Annotated in this window: 19 protein-coding genes; 13 read left to right on the forward strand and 6 right to left on the reverse strand. The window is 72.2% G+C overall.

Annotated elements, in window-relative coordinates:
• Positions 1-129: 129 nt before the first annotated feature.
• On the forward strand, positions 130-1,134 hold the full coding sequence (locus ACIBW9_RS10205) for an alpha/beta fold hydrolase (RefSeq protein WP_398953202.1): 1,005 nt from the start codon (positions 130-132) through the stop codon (positions 1,132-1,134).
• A gap of 6 nt (positions 1,135-1,140) precedes the next feature.
• On the opposite strand, the gene ACIBW9_RS10210 is transcribed toward ACIBW9_RS10205, so the two are convergent.
• The 4 genes from ACIBW9_RS10210 to ACIBW9_RS10225 form a co-directional block, all read right to left on the reverse strand.
• A complete protein-coding gene (locus ACIBW9_RS10210) occupies positions 1,141-1,689 on the reverse strand; it encodes a hypothetical protein (RefSeq protein WP_398953204.1) in 549 nt (182 codons plus the stop codon).
• A 302-nt stretch (positions 1,690-1,991) separates the two neighbouring features.
• Positions 1,992-2,531 carry a hypothetical protein gene (locus ACIBW9_RS10215; protein WP_398953205.1) on the reverse strand — a complete coding sequence of 180 codons (540 nt, stop codon included), beginning with the start codon at positions 2,529-2,531 and terminating at the stop codon, positions 1,992-1,994.
• A gap of 41 nt (positions 2,532-2,572) precedes the next feature.
• Positions 2,573-3,226 (reverse strand): hypothetical protein, encoded by a 654-nt coding sequence (locus ACIBW9_RS10220; RefSeq protein WP_398953207.1) that lies wholly within the window; start codon positions 3,224-3,226, stop codon positions 2,573-2,575.
• A gap of 129 nt (positions 3,227-3,355) precedes the next feature.
• Positions 3,356-5,146: a glycoside hydrolase family 15 protein gene (locus ACIBW9_RS10225; RefSeq protein ID WP_398953209.1), complete on the reverse strand. Its 1,791-nt coding sequence runs from the start codon at positions 5,144-5,146 to the stop codon at positions 3,356-3,358.
• A 228-nt stretch (positions 5,147-5,374) separates the two neighbouring features.
• Here ACIBW9_RS10225 and ACIBW9_RS10230 point away from each other — a divergent pair, with 228 nt between their 5' ends.
• Genes ACIBW9_RS10230 through ACIBW9_RS10250 form a run of 5 tightly spaced genes read left to right on the forward strand, consistent with a single transcriptional unit; the run spans position 5,375 to position 7,616 of the window.
• Positions 5,375-6,256, forward strand: a complete 882-nt coding sequence (locus ACIBW9_RS10230; protein WP_398953211.1) for an SIS domain-containing protein — start codon at positions 5,375-5,377, stop codon at positions 6,254-6,256.
• A 30-nt stretch (positions 6,257-6,286) separates the two neighbouring features.
• Positions 6,287-6,412: a hypothetical protein gene (locus ACIBW9_RS10235; protein WP_398953213.1), complete on the forward strand. Its 126-nt coding sequence runs from the start codon at positions 6,287-6,289 to the stop codon at positions 6,410-6,412.
• A gap of 31 nt (positions 6,413-6,443) precedes the next feature.
• Positions 6,444-6,569, forward strand: a complete 126-nt coding sequence (locus ACIBW9_RS10240; protein ID WP_398953215.1) for a hypothetical protein — start codon at positions 6,444-6,446, stop codon at positions 6,567-6,569.
• Positions 6,570-6,598: 29 nt separating this feature from the next.
• Positions 6,599-6,724, forward strand: coding sequence for a hypothetical protein (locus ACIBW9_RS10245; RefSeq protein WP_398953217.1), 126 nt, complete (start codon positions 6,599-6,601; stop codon positions 6,722-6,724).
• A 31-nt stretch (positions 6,725-6,755) separates the two neighbouring features.
• Positions 6,756-7,616, forward strand: a complete 861-nt coding sequence (locus tag ACIBW9_RS10250; RefSeq protein ID WP_398953219.1) for a ketose-bisphosphate aldolase — start codon at positions 6,756-6,758, stop codon at positions 7,614-7,616.
• On the opposite strand, the gene ACIBW9_RS10255 is transcribed toward ACIBW9_RS10250, so the two are convergent.
• Positions 7,617-8,750, reverse strand: a complete 1,134-nt coding sequence (locus ACIBW9_RS10255; protein ID WP_398953971.1) for a methyltransferase — start codon at positions 8,748-8,750, stop codon at positions 7,617-7,619.
• A 68-nt stretch (positions 8,751-8,818) separates the two neighbouring features.
• On the opposite strand from ACIBW9_RS10255, the gene ACIBW9_RS10260 reads away from it, so the two are divergent.
• The 5 genes from ACIBW9_RS10260 to ACIBW9_RS10280 all read left to right on the forward strand — a co-directional run bounded on the left by ACIBW9_RS10260 (position 8,819) and on the right by ACIBW9_RS10280 (position 13,596).
• Positions 8,819-9,460, forward strand: coding sequence for an alpha-ketoglutarate-dependent dioxygenase AlkB family protein (locus ACIBW9_RS10260; protein ID WP_398953221.1), 642 nt, complete (start codon positions 8,819-8,821; stop codon positions 9,458-9,460).
• A 36-nt stretch (positions 9,461-9,496) separates the two neighbouring features.
• Positions 9,497-10,738 carry an ROK family protein gene (locus ACIBW9_RS10265; protein WP_398953222.1) on the forward strand — a complete coding sequence of 414 codons (1,242 nt, stop codon included), beginning with the start codon at positions 9,497-9,499 and terminating at the stop codon, positions 10,736-10,738.
• A 203-nt stretch (positions 10,739-10,941) separates the two neighbouring features.
• A complete protein-coding gene (locus tag ACIBW9_RS10270; protein WP_398953224.1) occupies positions 10,942-11,397 on the forward strand; it encodes an RpiB/LacA/LacB family sugar-phosphate isomerase in 456 nt (151 codons plus the stop codon).
• 73 nt (positions 11,398-11,470) lie between these two features.
• The gene (locus ACIBW9_RS10275) at positions 11,471-12,640 is read left to right on the forward strand and encodes a PfkB family carbohydrate kinase (protein WP_398953226.1); all 1,170 of its coding nucleotides are present in this window, start codon (positions 11,471-11,473) and stop codon (positions 12,638-12,640) included.
• Positions 12,637-13,596: a pseudouridine-5'-phosphate glycosidase gene (locus tag ACIBW9_RS10280; protein ID WP_398953228.1), complete on the forward strand. Its 960-nt coding sequence runs from the start codon at positions 12,637-12,639 to the stop codon at positions 13,594-13,596. Before ACIBW9_RS10275 ends, ACIBW9_RS10280 begins: the two co-directional genes overlap by 4 nt.
• A 15-nt stretch (positions 13,597-13,611) precedes the next feature.
• Here ACIBW9_RS10280 and ilvY read toward each other — a convergent pair whose 3' ends face one another.
• Complete coding sequence (ilvY, locus tag ACIBW9_RS10285) at positions 13,612-14,454, reverse strand: HTH-type transcriptional activator IlvY (RefSeq protein ID WP_398953230.1); 843 nt, start codon at positions 14,452-14,454, stop codon at positions 13,612-13,614.
• A gap of 88 nt (positions 14,455-14,542) precedes the next feature.
• Between ilvY and ACIBW9_RS10290 the strand changes: the two genes are divergently transcribed.
• Together ACIBW9_RS10290 and ACIBW9_RS10295 are read left to right on the forward strand one after the other, a co-directional pair.
• The gene (locus ACIBW9_RS10290) at positions 14,543-16,012 is read left to right on the forward strand and encodes a ketol-acid reductoisomerase (protein ID WP_398953232.1); all 1,470 of its coding nucleotides are present in this window, start codon (positions 14,543-14,545) and stop codon (positions 16,010-16,012) included.
• A gap of 34 nt (positions 16,013-16,046) precedes the next feature.
• A complete protein-coding gene (locus ACIBW9_RS10295; RefSeq protein WP_398953234.1) occupies positions 16,047-16,574 on the forward strand; it encodes an SMI1/KNR4 family protein in 528 nt (175 codons plus the stop codon).
• Positions 16,575-16,666: the final 92 nt, after the last annotated feature.

Below are 16,666 nucleotides of genomic sequence, written 5' to 3' on the forward strand. Positions count from 1 at the left end.
CCGCGCAGTATCCGGGCTTGCACGGGTTTGCCGTTTTGCTGAAACGGCAACAGGCATCGACCGCATCGCCGCGCACCCGGCATGATCGTCGCCCGCGCCTCCGGTCACGCTCGTCCCCGGGAGGGACCCATGCCGCAGAGCCCAGCCACCGACCGCCCCCACCACCGCCTCGTGCCCTCGCCCGCCGGTCGCGCCCACCTGGTCGAACAGGGCAGCGGGCCCCTGGTGCTGCTGGTGCACGGGTTTCCGGAGTTCTGGTACTCGTGGCGGTACCAGCTCCCGGCCCTGGCCGCCGCCGGTTACCGTGCCGTGGCCCTCGACGTCCGCGGTTACGGACGTTCCTCCAAACCCGGGGACGTGGCCGCGTACCGCATGCTCGACCTGGTCGCGGACAACGTCGCCGTGGTCGACGCCCTCGGCGAGCGGTCCGCGGTGATCGTCGGACACGACTGGGGCGCGGCCATCGCCGCCACCTCGGCTCTGCTGCGGCCCGATGTGTTCCGCGCGGTCGGGCTGCTGAGCGTGCCCTACACCCCGCCCGGAGGCCCCAGGCCCAGCGAGGTCTTCGCAGGAATCGGCGGCGAGGAGGAGTTCTACGTCTCCTACTTCCAGAGCCCCGGCCGGGCCGAGGCCGAGATCGAGCCCGACGTACGAGGCTGGCTCGCCGGCTTCTACGCGGCACTGTCCGCCGACACCATGCCCCCGCCCGGCGCGCCCGACCCGCATTTCGTCGGCCGCGGCGGGACACTGCGCGACAGGTTTCCGGCGGACCGTCTGCCGCACTGGCTCGGCGAGAGCGAACTCGACGTCTTCGCCGGGGAGTTCGAACGGACCGGCCTGACCGGGCCCCTGAACCGCTACCGCACCATGGACCGTGACTGGGAGGACCTGGCCGCCCACCACGGCGCCCCCCTCGCGCAGCCCTCGTTGTTCGTGGGCGGGTCCCTCGACGCGTCCACCACCTGGCTGGCGGACGCGATCGAGGCGTACCCCACCACCCTTCCCGGCCTGACCTCCTCGCACGTCCTCGTCGGCTGCGGCCACTGGATCCAGCAGGAACGCCCCGAGGAGGTCAACCGGCTACTGATCGACTGGCTCGGCTCTCTCGATTCTTCCGACTCTCCTGGTGTCTGATACGCGTCAGGGCTTGCCCGTCCAGGTGTGGGCCACGTCCACGATCACGTGGCCGTCGGTCCGCAGCACACGGAACGGCAGCCGGGCCCGGACGCCGAGTCCGAGCTGGGTGTCGCCCTCGAAACTGCCGGCGAACCGGGTGTCCCGGAACGCGCGGTACCCGGTGAGGTCGACGCCCGGCAGCGGTCGGCCCGCCCGGGCGGGATAGGTGGGCGCCCCTGTGTCGGGGTCGTAGCTGGGCGCATGCACCCGCACCTCCAGGACGGCGCCGCCGCCGACGGGTATGAGCCGGCCCGATCCGTCCTGGTAGAGATGGCTGACGTACCTGACGGAGTAGCCGAGGCTGCTGCCGGCCGCTCCGGGGATGTCGATGACCATCCGGTCGTAGCAGGTGTGGCGGCCGGTCCTGATGTTCTTGACCGGCTTCGTCGTGGATGCTGCGCGTGTCTTGGCGAGGCTGCCCCAGCCGGTGGGGCAGGTGACGGTCTGGGCGGTGGCGGCGGGTGCGGCGTCGGCCGGAACCGCGGTCGCTCCCATCGCGGTGCCCAGGAGCATGAGCGCTGCCCATGCGGTCCTGCTGCGTATTGCTCTGCTTCGTCTCATCTTGTCCCCCGAAGCCTGGTTCGTACTGGTATTTGATGAGACATACGTGGTGGCTGAAAGGTTGCGGTCGCCGGCCGGTTATTTCCAGGGTGCGCTCACGCGGCTTCCGCCGGCTACCAGGTCAGGATGAATCCGCCGTCGACGCGCACATCCGTACCCAGCGTGTTTCGTCGATCGCCGTACCTGACCATGTTCATCCTCGCGGTGCGGCGCGGCTCGAGTCGGATGACTGAGCCGGTTGCCGGCCCTGCTGATCAGCCTTGACCGCAAGGGCCCGGAATTCCGGGACCAGCCATGAATGGACTGTCGGGAGCGCCGTTCGCCGTCACTGCGGCCCGTGCCCCCACCGCCCGCCCGGCATGATGGCGTGCACTGGCATCTCCCGCAGGGTGTGCGCGTCCGCCTCCGAGGGGTCCACGTCCAGGGCCACCAGGTCGTCCCCGCGCCGACGCGGCGAGCGCCGCGGTGGGCAGTCCGGCCGCGTGCACACGGACGATGTCAGCGACCGCCCGCGCGGACTCCGGCCGGGCGAGATCGGCCCGGTGCCGGTTGCCGGCCCACTGCGCCGCGTGCACATGGGCGTCCCAAAGGCCCGGCAGCACGGTCCGCCCGTCCATGTCGAGCACCGCGCCGCCGAGGTTGCTGTCCACCTCGACGGCGACGACCCGGCCGTCCGCGCTACGCACACTGGCCAGCGGGCCACCGGCGCCCAACCGCACTCGGGAGAGCGTCAGCGCGGGCGGCGTGCCGAGTTCATCCGCGGCGGGGCCCGGTCTGCCGCCGAGGCTCGTCATCAGGGCTCCAGTGGTGAGGTGCCGGTGATCCGCGGCCGAGGCTACGCGGCGAGGGAGCCGTGCAGGCGGGTGGAGCTCCGGTAGGTGGAGATGCCCACGGCCAGCAGCCAGTAGCTGAGGATCGCCCCCATCAGGGCGGTCGTGCCCCAGCCGTTCGCCGCGTAGAAGTGCGCGGGTGTGTTGCCGAAGAACAGGGACGGTACGAAGGCCAGGTTGATCGCGGCCAGGATGTAGGCCGAGCGGCTGATCCAGCGGGGCAGGACGTCGGTGCGTGCGACGACGTAGCCGACCGCCGTCAGGAAGAGGCCCAGCATCAGTCGGGAGATCGATCCGTAGAGGATGTATGTCCCGTTGACCGTGATGGTCGGGTCGATCGGATGGTCGGTGGCGATGACCGCGCCGGCCTCGAGGCCCATGGAGACCAGGGTGATCGTCGCATAGACCAGCCCCGTGGCGGAGGCGAGCGAGCCTGCCCACTCGTAGGCGGGATGCGTGCGCCTGACCAGTTCACGGAAGGCCGTCACGAAGACGACCAGGCAGGCGAGGGCTACGATTCCGAGCAGCAGCCGGGCGAGCACGTTGGTGTCCGGCGGCGGGCCCGAGTAGACGAAGTACAGGGGTACTTCGACGATGAGTGCGGCCGCGGCGGCGATGCCGGCGACGCCTGCCAGGCGCCTGGCGAAGGTTTCGGTCATGGGTGTTCCCCCGAGTCCGTGAAGTGGATTCCGCGTCGGCCCGATTGCCGACGTGATGAATCCTTCCGGCTGTGGGGCCCGCCGTCCCTGGGCCTGGGGACCGGATCCACGGTGTCCCCAGCACCACCCTCAGCCCAGGGCCTTGTCCAGGTTGAAGGCCGCGCTGATGAGCGCCAGATGAGTGAACGCCTGCGGGAAGTTGCCCTGTTGCTCGCCGGTGTGGCTGATCTCCTCGGCGTACAGGCCCAGATGGTTGGCGTAGGTGAGCATCTTCTCGAAGGCGAGGCGTGCCTCGTCGATGTGGCCGGCGTGGACCATGGCCTCGACGTACCAGAACGAGCAGATGGAGAAGGTGCCTTCGTCGCCGCGCAGCCCGTCGGGGCTGGCCGTCGGGTCGTAGCGGTAGACGAGGGAGTCGGACACCAGGTCGTGGGTGAGCGCGTCGAGGGTGGACAGCCACTTGGGGTCGGTGGGCGCGATGAACTTCGTCAGCGGCATCATCAGGACGGCCGCGTCGAGTACGTCGTCACCGTCCTCGTGCTGGACGAAGGCCTGCCGGGTCTCGGACCAGCCCCGCTTCATGATCCGCCGGTAGATCGTGTCGCGGGACTCGCGCCAGCGGAGCAGGTCGGCGGGCAGACCGCGCCGGTTGGCCATGCGGATGGCCCGCTCGATGGCCACCCAGCACATCAGCCGCGAGTAGAGGAAGTTCTTGCGGCCGCCGCGGGTCTCCCATATCCCCTCGTCGGGCTGGTCCCAGTGCTCGCACACCCAGTCCACCAGCGCGCACACGTCGTCCCACTGGGCGCTGGAGATGGGCTTGGCCCACTTGTCGTAGAGATAGATCGAGTCGATCAGGGCGCCGTAGATGTCGAGCTGGAGCTGGTCGGCGGCCGCGTTGCCGATGCGTACCGGCGCGGAGCCCTGGTGGCCCTCCAGATGGTCGAGTTCGAGTTCGGTGAGGTCGGTGCGGCCGTCGATGCCGTACATGATCTGCAGGGGTGCGGAGGTGCCGTCGGCCGACGGGCTGACGTGCCGGGTCAGGAAGTTCATGAACGCCTCGGCCTCTTCGGTGAAGCCGAGCCGCAGCAGAGCGTAGACGGCGAAGGCGGCGTCGCGCACCCACACGTACCGGTAGTCCCAGTTGCGTTCGCCGCCCAGCTGCTCGGGCAGGCTGGTGGTCGGCGCGGCCACGATGGCGCCGGTGGGCGCGTAGGTGAGCAGCTTGGAGGCCGACAGCCAGCGCCGCCAGTACGCGACCGTCGTGCCGAACTGCTCCTCCGCCTCCAGTTTCGCGCAGCGGCGCGGCTGCACGTCGCCGCCGACCTGGTCCAGCGCGAACACCGCGGTCTCGCCCTCGGAGAGCTTGAAGTCGGCCTGTACGTCCGGCCCGTCGATCTCCAGCGGCACGGTCGCCGTCAGTGCGAGGGACAGCTCCTCGGAGGCGAACACCGCGACCTCGCCGACCAGGCGCACGGTGTGCGGCCGGGTGCCGTAGTCGAAGCGCGGGGCAACGCGCGTGCGGAAGGGGATGGAGCCGCGCACGCACACCACCCGTCGGATCAGCCGGTGCCTTTCGGTCTCGACCTTGCCGCCGTTGAGAGGCATGAAGTCCTGCACCTCGCCGACGCCGTCCTCGGTGAAGAAGCGGGTGATCAGCACATTGGTGTCGGGGAAGTAGAACTGCTTGGTCTTCGCCGGCACGGACGCCGCCAGTTCGAAGGAGCCGCCGCGCTCCGCATCCAGGATCGCCGCGAAGACGCTCGGCGCGTCGAAGGCCGGGCAGCAGTACCAGTCGATGGTGCCGTCGGTGCCCACGAGGGCCACGCTGCGCAGATCGCCGATCAGTCCGTGCTCGGCGATCGGCAGATAGCGGGGAGCGGCCCCCGGGACGCCCTGGTCGATCGCTCCTGAGCCCATCGCAGCCTCCCTGCCCCGACCCGCATCCGCGCTCCCAGCCTAGGCCGAATCAACCGGCCGGGCGTGTGGATCGCAGGGCCCGGGACGCACGGTCGGGAGTACGCGCCACCTGGGTGGCGGTCGTGCCCATGCGCCCGTATGCTTGATTGTGCTCGAAAGATAGCTATATCTTGCAAGAAAAAACACATGGCGAAGCGGACCAGAGATCGAATCAGGGGAGGGCCCGGCATGACGCATGTCGAGGACGAGCTGACCAGCCAGCCCGAGTGCTGGATACGGGCCGCTTCGGAGGCGGTCCGGCACCGCGGAGCGCTCCCCGCGCCGGGGGAGCGGGTCGCGATCGTCGGGTGCGGCACCTCGTACTTCATGGCGCAGGCGGCCGCCGCACTGCGCGAGGGCGCGGGACAGGGCGAGACGGACGCCTTCGCCGCCTCCGAGTTCCCCCACGGCCGCTCGTACGACCGTGTCGTGGCCCTCACCCGCTCCGGCACCACCACCGAAGTCCTCGACCTGCTCGGCCAGTTGAGGGGACGCACGCGAACGACGGCGATCACCGCCGACCCGGACACACCGGTCATGGCGGCCGCCGACGACCTCGTCGTCCTCGACTACGCGGACGAGCGGTCCGTCGTACAGACGCGGTTCGCGACGACCGCGCTGACCCTGCTCCGCGCCCATCTGGGCCTGCACACCGACGCCGTCGTCGCCCACGCCCGCACCGCTCTCGCGACCCCGCTGCCCGAAGGGCTCGTCGCCTGCACGCAGTTCACCTTCCTGGGGCGGGGCTGGACGGTGGGCCTGGCCAACGAGGCGGGCCTGAAGATGCGCGAGGCCTCACTCGCCTGGACCGAGGCCTACCCGGCGATGGAGTACCGGCACGGCCCGATCAGCATCACCACCCAGGGCACGGCCACCTGGATGCTGGGCGACGCCCCCGAGGGCCTGGCCGCGCAGGTGCGCGCCACCGGCGCACTGTGGATCGCGGGCGGCCTCGACCCGCTCGCCGAACTGGTCCGCGCCCAGCGCCTCGCGGTCGCCGTCGCCACGGCCCGCGACCTCGACCCGGACCAGCCGCGCCACCTCACCCGCTCGGTGATCCTCGCGCCCTGACCCGCCCCGAAGCGCTGGAAGGGAGAAGCCGTGCCGCTCGTCACCATGGGCGATCTGGTCAGTCTGACCGCTGCCGCGCGCCGCGTCGTCGTGGCCCGCGGGCTCGACCCGGACCGGCCGCGCCACCTCACCCGCTTGGTGACCCTCGCGCTCTGACGCATCCCCGAAACGCTGGAAGGGAGAGGCCGTGCCCCTGGCCACCACCGGCGAACTCGTCACCCGGGCCGCCGGCGCGCGCCGCGTCGTCGTGGCCCGCGGGCTCGACCCGGACCGGCCGCGCCACCTCACCCGCTTGGTGACCCTCGCGCCCTGACCCGCCCCGAAACGCCCGAAGGAGAGGCCGTGCCGCTCGCCACCACCGGCGAACTCGTCACCCGGGCCGCCGGCGCGCGCCGCGTTGTCGTGGCCCGCGGGCTCGCTTCGGACCGGCCGCGCCACCTCACCCGCTTGGTGACCCTCGCGCCCTGACGCATCCCCGAAACGCTGGAAGGGAGAAGCCGTGCCCCTCGTCACCACCGGCGAACTCGTCACCCAGGCTGCCGCCGGACGCTCCGCCGTCGCCGCCTTCAACATCGTCACCCTCGAACACGTCGAGGCCGTCATCGCGGGCGCCGAGTCCGCCGAGGCCCCCGTCGTCCTCCAGGTCAGCGAGAACGCCGTCAAGTTCCGCTACGGACGGCTGCTTCCGCTTGCCCGTGCGGCCGTCGCCGCCGCCGAACGTGCCTCGGTGCAGGTCGGGCTGCACCTCGATCATGTCCAGAGCGACGACCTGCTGCGCCAGGCGGCGGACGCCGGATTCAGCTCCGTGATGTACGACGCGGCCCGTCTGCCCTACGAGCAGAACCTCGCCGCGACCCGAGCCGCCGTCGACTGGGCGCACTCCCAAGGCCTGTGGATCGAGGCCGAGTTGGGGCAGGTCGGCGGCAAGACGGGGGAGCCCCCGCTGGACGCCCATGCGCCGGGTGCCCGCACCGACCCCGCCGAGGCACGCGCCTTCGTCGGCGACTCCGGGGTGAACGCCCTCGCCGTCGCCATCGGCAGCACCCACGCCATGACCACCCGCACCGCCACCCTCGACCACGACCTCCTCAAACGCCTCTCGGCCGCCCTGGACGTGCCCCTCGTCCTGCACGGCTCCTCGGGTGTGCCGGACCACGAACTCGCCGCGGCGGTCGCGGGCGGCATCGCCAAGGTGAACGTCGGCACGGCCCTCAACATCGCCATGACGGGCGCGATCCGTGACTTCCTCGCCGCCCACCCCGAGGCGGTCGACTCACGCACGTATCTGAGCGTGGGAAGGGAGGCGATGGTGCGGGCGGTGACGGGGATCATCCGGACCGTCGGCCGGCCCGCCGCCTGATCACTTCCTGACGGCCTTCAGCACCACGAACTTCGGGTCACCGGCGATCAGTTCACTGTTGCCGAACACCCTGCGCAGCTTCACGTGGTACCCCAGATGCCGGTTGCCGACCACCCACATCTCACCGCCGGGACGCAGCACGCGCCGCGCCCCGGTGAACATCCGCCACGCCGTCGCATCGGTCGTCGCCTGGTGCGAGTGGAACGGCGGATTGCTGAGCACGAGGTCGACACTCCCGTCCGGCACCCCCGCCAGCCCGTCCCCGACCCGGAACTCCGCGTGCCCGGGCACCCCGTTCGCCTTGTACGTCGCCTCCGCCGAGGCCACCGCCTGGAACGACTCGTCCACGAACAGCACCTCGGCCGACGGCTCGGCCACCGCCACCGCCGTCCCGACCACCCCGTTGCCGCAGCCCAGGTCCACCACCCGCCGGCCGCCCAGCGCCGCCGGCAGGTGCTGCAGGAAGAAGCGGGTGCCGATGTCGAGGCGATCGGCGCAGAACACGCCCGCGTGGTTGACCACGGTGCGCGCCGAGACCGGGCCGATGCCCTCGGGCAGCGCGTAGCTGTACGGCCACGGGTTCGCGGGCCGCTCCAGGGCCGTGTCCGGCGTGCAGAAGATCAACCGGGCCTTCCGCTCGGCCAGCGAGGTGCGGGTCGGCCCCAGGATCCGCTCGAACAGCTGCAGCGTCGAGGTGTGGATCTCCTTGACCATCCCGGTGCCGACGACGACCGTCCCCTCGTGCAACGCGGGCGCCAGCCGCAGCAGCTGGTCCTCCAGGAGCGCGAGACTCTTGGGGACCCTGACCAGGAGGACGTCGATGCGGTCGGGCGGCGGATCCTGCGTGGTCAGCAGCCGTACGGCACCGGTCTCCACGCCGGCCCGGGCCAGGTTCGCGCGGGTCGCCTCCTGCGCCAGGAACGAGTCGGTGATCTGCACGGGCCGGTGCGCCGCGAGCGCGGTGACCAGGGCGCCCCAGCGGTCGCCGAGGACCACGACCGTGCCGGACAGCGGGACCTTCTCGGCTTCGAGGTGCCTGAGCAGGTACTCGTCGGAGGCGTCCCAGGCACGCAGCCTCTCGCGCGGGTCCTCGGGGAAACGGGCCAGCGCGAGCTCGCCCCAGGGCGTCGTCATACGGTCGTTCATCGTGCGTCAAGGCTAGCCGAGCCGCAGCTCACGGCCGGTGGGGGAGGATGGATCACATGGATGCCGAGCTGTTCCCACGGGAGCGCACGGAGCTTGCGCCCGGCGCGGTGCATGTGCCCGGCTGGCTGGCCGCGGACGCCCAGCGCGAGCTGCTGCAGGCCTGCCGCGAGTGGGCGCGCCCACCGGCCGGCCTGCGCACGGTACGCACGCCCGGCGGCGGCACGATGACCGCCCGGCAGGTCTGCCTCGGCTGGCACTGGTACCCGTACGGCTATGCCCGCACGGTGGTCGACGGAGACGGTGCCCCCGTGAAACCGTTCCCGGGCCGACTGGGCGAACTCGGCCGGCGGGCGGTGCTGGAGACACTCGGTGAACCGGTGGCACCGTACGACATCGCACTGATCAACTTCTACGACGCCGAAGCCCGCATGGGCATGCACCGCGACAGCGACGAGAAGTCCGACGCACCGGTGGTCTCCCTGAGCCTGGGCGACACCTGCGTCTTCCGCTTCGGCAACACCGAGACCCGCACGAAGCCGTACACGGATGTCGAGCTGCGCAGCGGCGACCTGTTCGTGTTCGGCGGACCGTCCCGCCTCGCCTACCACGGGGTGCCGCGGGTGTACGCGGGCACCGCGCCCGCGGAGTTGGGGCTGACGGGACGGCTGAACATCACGCTCCGGGTCAGCGGCCTGTAGCCCGCTGTAACTGCGGATCATGGGAGACTCGCCCTCATGAGCGGCAAGGCGGACCCCCGGCCGACGGGGGAAGGGAGCACCTCGAGGGCGCGGTTGGACCGGGGGCGCGGTGCGCTCGGGCCCGCGTTGGAGCTCGTGCACACCGGGCGGGCGCCCACGAGGGCGGTGCTCACCGCCGAGCTCGGCGTCACGCGGGCCACGGCAGGCGCGGTCGCGGCGGAACTGGAGGCGCTCGGGCTGATCCGGGTCGACGCCCGGCCCGGTGCGGCGGCCGGCTCGCAGGGCAGGCCTTCGCACCGGCTCGCGGTCGCCGAGGAGGGCCCGGTCGTCCTTGCCGCCCAGGTGCACGCCGACGGGTTCCGGGCGGCGCTGGTGGGGCTCGGCGGCCGTATCGTGGCCACCGCGCCGGGCTGCGAGACGGTCGACGCCGACCCGGCGAAGGTCCTCGGCTCGGTCGTGGAGGCGGGCGCCGAGCTGCTGCGCTCGACGGGTCGGCGCTGCGTGGGCGCGGGGCTCGCCGTACCGTCCGCGGTCGCCGAACCGGACGGCCTGGCCCTCAACCCCTTGCACCTGGCATGGCCCGTCGGCGCGCCCGTCCGCCGTATCTTCGCGGAGTGCGTGCGCGCCGCCGGTATCACCGGGCCCGCCTTCGCCGGCAACGACGTCAACCTTGCCGCCCTCGCAGAGCACCGGCACGGCGCGGGCCGCGGCGCCCGGGACCTGCTGTGCGTGGCCACCGGGCACCGGGGCGTGGGCGGCGCGCTGGTCCTGGACGGCCGTCTGCACACGGGCAGTTCGGGCCTGGCCCTGGAGGTCGGCCACCTCACCGTCAATCCCGAGGGCCGCCCCTGCCACTGCGGCAGCCGTGGCTGCCTCGACGTCGAGGCCGACCCGCTGGCCCTGCTCACCGCTGCGGGCCGCGAGCCCGGCCCCGAGGTCAATCTCCTGCGGCAGGCCAACGACCTGATCCGCCACCACTACGACCGCCCCGCCATCCGCACCGCCACCGAGGCCCTCATCGACCGCCTCGGCCTCGGACTCGCGGGCCTGGTCAACATCCTCAACCCCGACCGCATCATCCTCGGCGGCCTCCACCGCACCCTCCTGGACGCCGACCCCGAGCGCCTGCGCGCCGTCGTCGCCGACCGCAGCCTGTGGGGCCAGAGCGGCGGTGTCCCCATCCTGGCCTGCACCCTCGACCACAACAGCCTGGTCGGCGCGGCCGAGCTGGCGTGGCAGCCGGTACTGGACGATCCGCTGGGGGCGCTCACGCGGTGAGATCGCCGACGCCCTCGGTCAGTTCGCCTGCCCACGGCTCCAGCACATGCGGTGTGCAGGGAAACGGCAGGTGGACGACGGCGAGTTCGGCACTCTCGGTGGCCGGATCTCCAGGGTGAGGTCTTGAAGGCGGGCGCATGGCGCCAGGATTCAGGACAGCGGGTCGAGCGCGGGCCTCTCCTCGGCGGAGTTAGGCTCCGGACATGCGGATCTCCGTTTCCTCGGACATGGACGAACCCGTGGCGCGCTCGCTCGTCGCGGAACTGGGCAGGCGCGGCCACGAGGTCGTGCCGCACGGGGCGCTGAGCCCCGGGGACGACCCCCAGTGGGCCGCCTGCTCGGAGGCCGCGGCCCGCGAGGTCGCCGCGGGGAGCGCCGACCAGGCGGTCGTGTGCTGCTGGACCGGCACGGGCGCGTCCATCGCCGCCAACAAGGTGCCCGGCGTACGGGCCGCCCTGTGCACCGACGCGTACACGGCGGCCGGCGCCCGCCGCTGGAACGACGCCAACGTGCTGGCGCTCAGCCTGCGCCTGACGTCCGAGCCGCTGCTCAAGGAGATCCTCGACGCCTGGTTCGCGGCGCAGCCCAGCCAGGATGCCGAGGACCGGGAGAGCATGGAGCGCGTGGGACGCCTCGATGCCGGAAGGGCCGCCGGCTGACGACGCGCACCCCCGCTCAAGACTCCCGATCACCTCTTGCTTACTCCAATAAAGGCCCTTTAGTTTGGTCAGCATGATGTTGACCCAGCGGGAGCGCGAGATCATCGCGCTGCTGCGCCGCGACCCGCTGGCCGGGCCGCAGGCGCTCGCCGACGCCCTCGGCAGCACCCGGGCCGCGGTGAACGTGCACCTGTCCAACCTGGGCAAGAAGGGCGCCATCCTCGGCCGCGGCTACATCCTCCGCGAGGAGAACGCCGTCGTGGTCGTGGGCGGGGCCAACGTCGACGTGAAGGTGCGCAGCCTCGCCCCCGTACGGCAGCGCACCAGCAACCCGGGGCGGGCCGGCACCACCGCGGGTGGTGTGGGGCGCAACATCGCGGAGAACCTGGCGCGGCTGGGCACCCCGACCCATCTGATCGCCGCCGTCGGCCGGGACGCGGCGGGCGAGCGGCTCCTCGCCGACACCGCCGCGGCCGGGGTGCGCCTCGACCACGTGCACCGCAGCGCCCACCCTACGGGGACGTACACGGCGGTCCTCGACGCCGACGGGGACCTGGTCGTGGCGGTCGCGGACATGGCGGCCACCGAAGCCCTGGCGCCCGAGGACCTGCACCCGGCGCGCGAGCTGATCGCCCACGCCGACATGCTGGTCCTGGACGGCAATCTGCCCGCCGAGGTGCTGGCCCACGCGATGGACGTCGCGCAGCCCGCCGCCGTACCGGTGGTGATCGACCCGGTCAGCGCCCCCAAGGCGGCCCTGCTCGCACCGCTGCTCACCGCCCGCCGCCCCGTCTTCGCCCTGACACCGAACCTCGACGAACTTCGGGCCCTGCTCGGCCGGCCCGTCGACGACAGCGAGGCCGAGGTGACGGCCGCCGCCGGCACGCTGCACGCGCGAGGGGTGCGCCATGTGTGGGTACGGCTCGGCGCGCGCGGCAGCGTGCTGAGCACCGCGGGCGAGGAGGCGGCCTTCCTGCCCGCGCCGCCCGCGGAGGTCGCCGACGTCACCGGCGCCGGGGACGCGATGCTCGCCGCGTTCGTCCACGCACTGCTGGCCGGCGGCGACCCGCTGGACGCCGCCCGTTACGGGCACGCGGCCGCGGCCCTGACGGTACAGAGCCCGGCGACGGTGCGCCCCGACCTGACCCCGCGTCTGATCGAGGACGCACTCACCGACCCGACCGAACCGAACCACCCGATCGAACCGAACGACCTGAACGATCCGATGCGGAGCCAGAGATGATCACGCCCACCCCCGCCCCGACGACTCCCGCGACCCCCGTCCCGCATCCGCGCCTCGTGCTGACCGACGAGGTCCGCGAGGCGCTGCGCGACGGGCGTCCCGTCGTGGCGCTGGAGTCGACGATCATCAGCCACGGCATGCCGTACCCGCAGAACGTGCAGATGGCCGTGGAGGTCGAGCAGATCATCCGCGAGGGCGGCGCCGTCCCAGCCACGATCGCCGTCCTGCACGGCCGGCCCCACATCGGGCTGACCCAGGCGGACCTGGAACTCCTCGCGACCGCGCCGGACGTCACCAAGGCCAGCGTCCGCGACCTCGCCTACGTCATCGCGCGCGGCGCCCACGGCGCGACGACCGTCGCCGCGACCATGCGGCTCGCCGCCCTCGCCGGTATCCGTACGTTCGTCACCGGAGGCATCGGCGGAGTGCACCGCGGCGCGCCGACGACGTTCGACATCAGCGCCGACCTGACCGAACTGGCCGCGACCGGCGTCGCGGTGATCAGCGCGGGCGTCAAGAGCATCCTCGACATCGGCCTGACCCTGGAGACCCTGGAGACCCTTGGCGTCCCGGTCCTCACCTACGGCACGGACGAGTTCCCGGCGTTCTACTCGCGCCGCAGCGGCTTCACCTCGCCCATGCGTGTGGACTCGCCCGCCGAGATCGCCGCCGTGATGCACGCCCGCTGGGACCTCGGCATCCCCGGGGGCGTCAGCATCGCCAACCCCGTGCCCGAGGACGAGGAGGTCCCGGCCGAGCGCATGGACGGCGTCATCGCCCAGGCCCTCGCCGAGATGGACAAGGCCCGCATCACCGGCAAGGACACCACCCCCTACCTCCTCGGCCGGATCGTCGAGCTCACCGGCGGCGAGAGCCTGCGCACCAACATCGCCCTGGTCAAGAACAACGCCCGGCTCGGCGCACGCATCGCCGTCGAGTACGCCGAGCTCGCCTGAGACCCGAGCCCCCGCTCACATGCTCCACAGTGCCGCCACCAACGGCCGCCGCAGATCCGCCCGCCGTACGCACAGCCCGATGGGGAACTGCTCCGGCGGCGGATCCGCGGGAACCACCGCCAGCCGGTCGCGCACCGCACTGTGCTCCAGCACGAGCCGGGGCACCACGCCCGTGCCGCAGCCCAGGGCGACCAGCGTCAACAGCCCCTCGTGGCCGTCCGGTTCACAGGTCACCTCCGGTCGCATACCGCGGGCGCGGAACCAGCGGTCGGCGGCCTCGCGGACCAGCCCGCGGTGGGGGAGCACGAACGGGCCGTCGAGACCGGGGTCCGGACGGTCCCGTGCGGTGACCAGGACCAGCTCGGTGACCGCGACCGTACGACTCACCAGCCCCTCCGGCAGCCGTGCTGGGATGCCCGCCACGGCCACATCCACCTCGCCCTCGTCGAGCCGGGCCAGCGCGGCCGCCGCATCCCCGGTGCGCAGGTCCAACAGGACCCGGGGGTGTGCGGTGCGGAAAGGGGCCAACAGGTCGGGCAGCAGCGCCTGGCAGGCGGTCACCGTGGCGAACACCGCGAGACGGCCGGTGAGCCGGGCCGGGTCGGGGTGCTCCTCGCGGTAGGCGCGCCACAACTCCAGTGCCTGCACGGCGTATTCACGGAAGCGGTGCCCCTCCGCCGTCAGCGACACCCCGCGCGGCCCGCGCTCGAACAGCCGGTGCCCGAGATCGGTCTCCAGGCGCTGCACCGTGCGCGTCAGCGTCGCCGGGCTGACATGACAGTCGAGGCTCGTCCGCCCGAAATTCAGCGTCTGCGCCAGATGCAGAAAGAGCCGCAGCTCCCGGTGGTCGTCCCGCACGCCGTGACCTCGCCCTTTCACTTCGCGCAACACCGCGATGCGAATGTTGCGCTTGCTGCAACGACTTCCTGGAGCCTACAACTCGACCATGACCTCCACCACGTACACCTCCCGCGTCTTCCCCCTCGAAACGATGGACGTGCCCGGCGGCACCGAGACCATCCTGCGCGGCGGTCGGCACCTCTTCCCGCTGCTGCCGCAGGCCTTCGCCGGCGTCCGCCGCATCGGCGTGCTCGGCTGGGGCCCGCAGGGCCGTGCCCAGGCCCTCAACCTGCGCGACTCCCTCGCGGGCACGGACATCCGGGTGGCGGTCGGACTGCGCCCTGGCTCCGCGTCGGCCGCCGACGCCCGCGCCCACGGCTTCACGCAGGAGAACGGCACGCTCGGCGACTGGCTCGCCGTCGCCGCCGACAGTGACCTGCTGATCCTCCTGATCGCCGACGCCGCCCTCGCCGCCCACCACCAGCAGATCTTCGCCGCCCTCAAGCCCGGCGCCGTCATCGGCCTCTCGCACGGCTTCCTGCTCGGCCATCTGAGGGAAACCGGCGGCGAGTTCCCGCCCGGACACGGGGTGATCGCCGTGTGCCCCAAGGGCATGGGCGACTCCGTGCGCCGTCTCTACCAGCAGGGCGAGCAGATCAACGGCGCCGGAATCAACAGCAGTTACGCCGTTCACGCCGACCCCGACGGCCGCGCCACCGACCTCGCACTCGGCTGGTCTGTCGCCCTCGGATCGCCGTACACCTTCCGCACCACGCTCGACAGCGAGTACCTCTCCGACATCGTCGGCGAACGTGCCATCCTGCTCGGCGCCGTGCACGGAATGGTGGAGAGCCTGTACACCCGCGCCCGCCTCGACGGCGACGACCCCGTCACCGCGTACGAGAAGACCTGCGAGAACATCACGGGGCCGATCGCCCGCACCATCTCGCACGCCGGACTGCGGGCCGTGCGGGCGGGCCTCGACACGGCCGGCCGGGACGTCTTCGACCGCGCGTACTGCGCGGCGTACGCGCCCGCCCGCGAGATCGTCGCCGAGATCTACGACGAGGTCGCCGACGGCACCGAGCTGCGCAGCGTCATCCTCGCTGAACAGCGGCTCGGCAGCCGCCCGATGAGCGATCTCGGCGGCTCGCCCATGTGGTCCGCCGCCGACCAGGTGCACGCCCGGCGCGGCGCACGCGATCTGCCCGTCGACCCGTTCACCGCGGGCGTCTTCGTCGCGACCATGACCGCCCAGATCGACGAGTTCGCCGAACGCGGCCACCCCTGGTCGGAGATCGTCAACGAGTCCGTCATCGAGGCCGTCGACTCCCTGCTGCCCTACATGCACGCCCGCAATGTCGCCTACATGGTCGACAACTGCTCCCGCACGGCCCGTCTCGGTGCCCGCCGCTGGGGCCCCCGCTTCCAGTCGGCCTACGAGCAGATCGCCTACCCGGTCGCCGAACGCCCGGCGGACGAGGCCCTGCTGTCGGCCTTCGACACCCACCCGGTGCACGAGGCCCTGGCCGCGGCGGCGAAACTGCGGCCGTCCGTGGACATCGCCGTCGCCTAGGGTCGTTGTCAGTGGCGGCGGCTAGCCTGCGGGGATGATCGAGACGACCGGCGACGACCGCCGCTTTCCGCCCGCCCTGGCCGCCGTGGCCGGGGTGGAGTTCGACTACGACGACGGCGAGGGCATCGACTTCGAGCCCTACGGCGCCTTCGACTCCGCGGAGGAGACCACCGACTGGATCCGTCACTGGACCGGCAACCACGAACTGGACGGCGACGCCTACCGGGTCTTCGGCCAGGACGGCACCGGAGGCCTCGCCGCCCTCTGGTGCGCGCGGCCGGGCCGGCCCCTCGCGGATCAGCCCGTGGTGTTCCTGGGGTCGGAGGGGGAGCGGGGCGTCATCGCCGGAAACCTCTCCGACTTCCTGTGGGTGCTGGCCGACGGACTGGGCCCGATGGAGGTCATCGAGTACGAGCAGCGCGAGGCCCGCCCCAACCCGACGCTGACCGAACTGGCCGGGCGACACGCCACCACTCCGCGCCGGACCGCTCAGGAGATCGTCGCGGAGGCGCAGGCCGAGTTCCCGACCTTCTGCGAGGATTTGGACGAGCTCTGTCGTTGATGCGGCTGGTCAGGGACGGGGCGCGTCCGGGTGCTGCGCCACGCCGTGACCGAGCGACCAGGGGGCCGACTCGTTGCGGCGGTGATCCTTTC

The sequence above is a fragment of the Streptomyces sp. NPDC049541 genome, assembly GCF_044465725.1.
Taxonomy (GTDB): domain Bacteria; phylum Actinomycetota; class Actinomycetes; order Streptomycetales; family Streptomycetaceae; genus Streptomyces.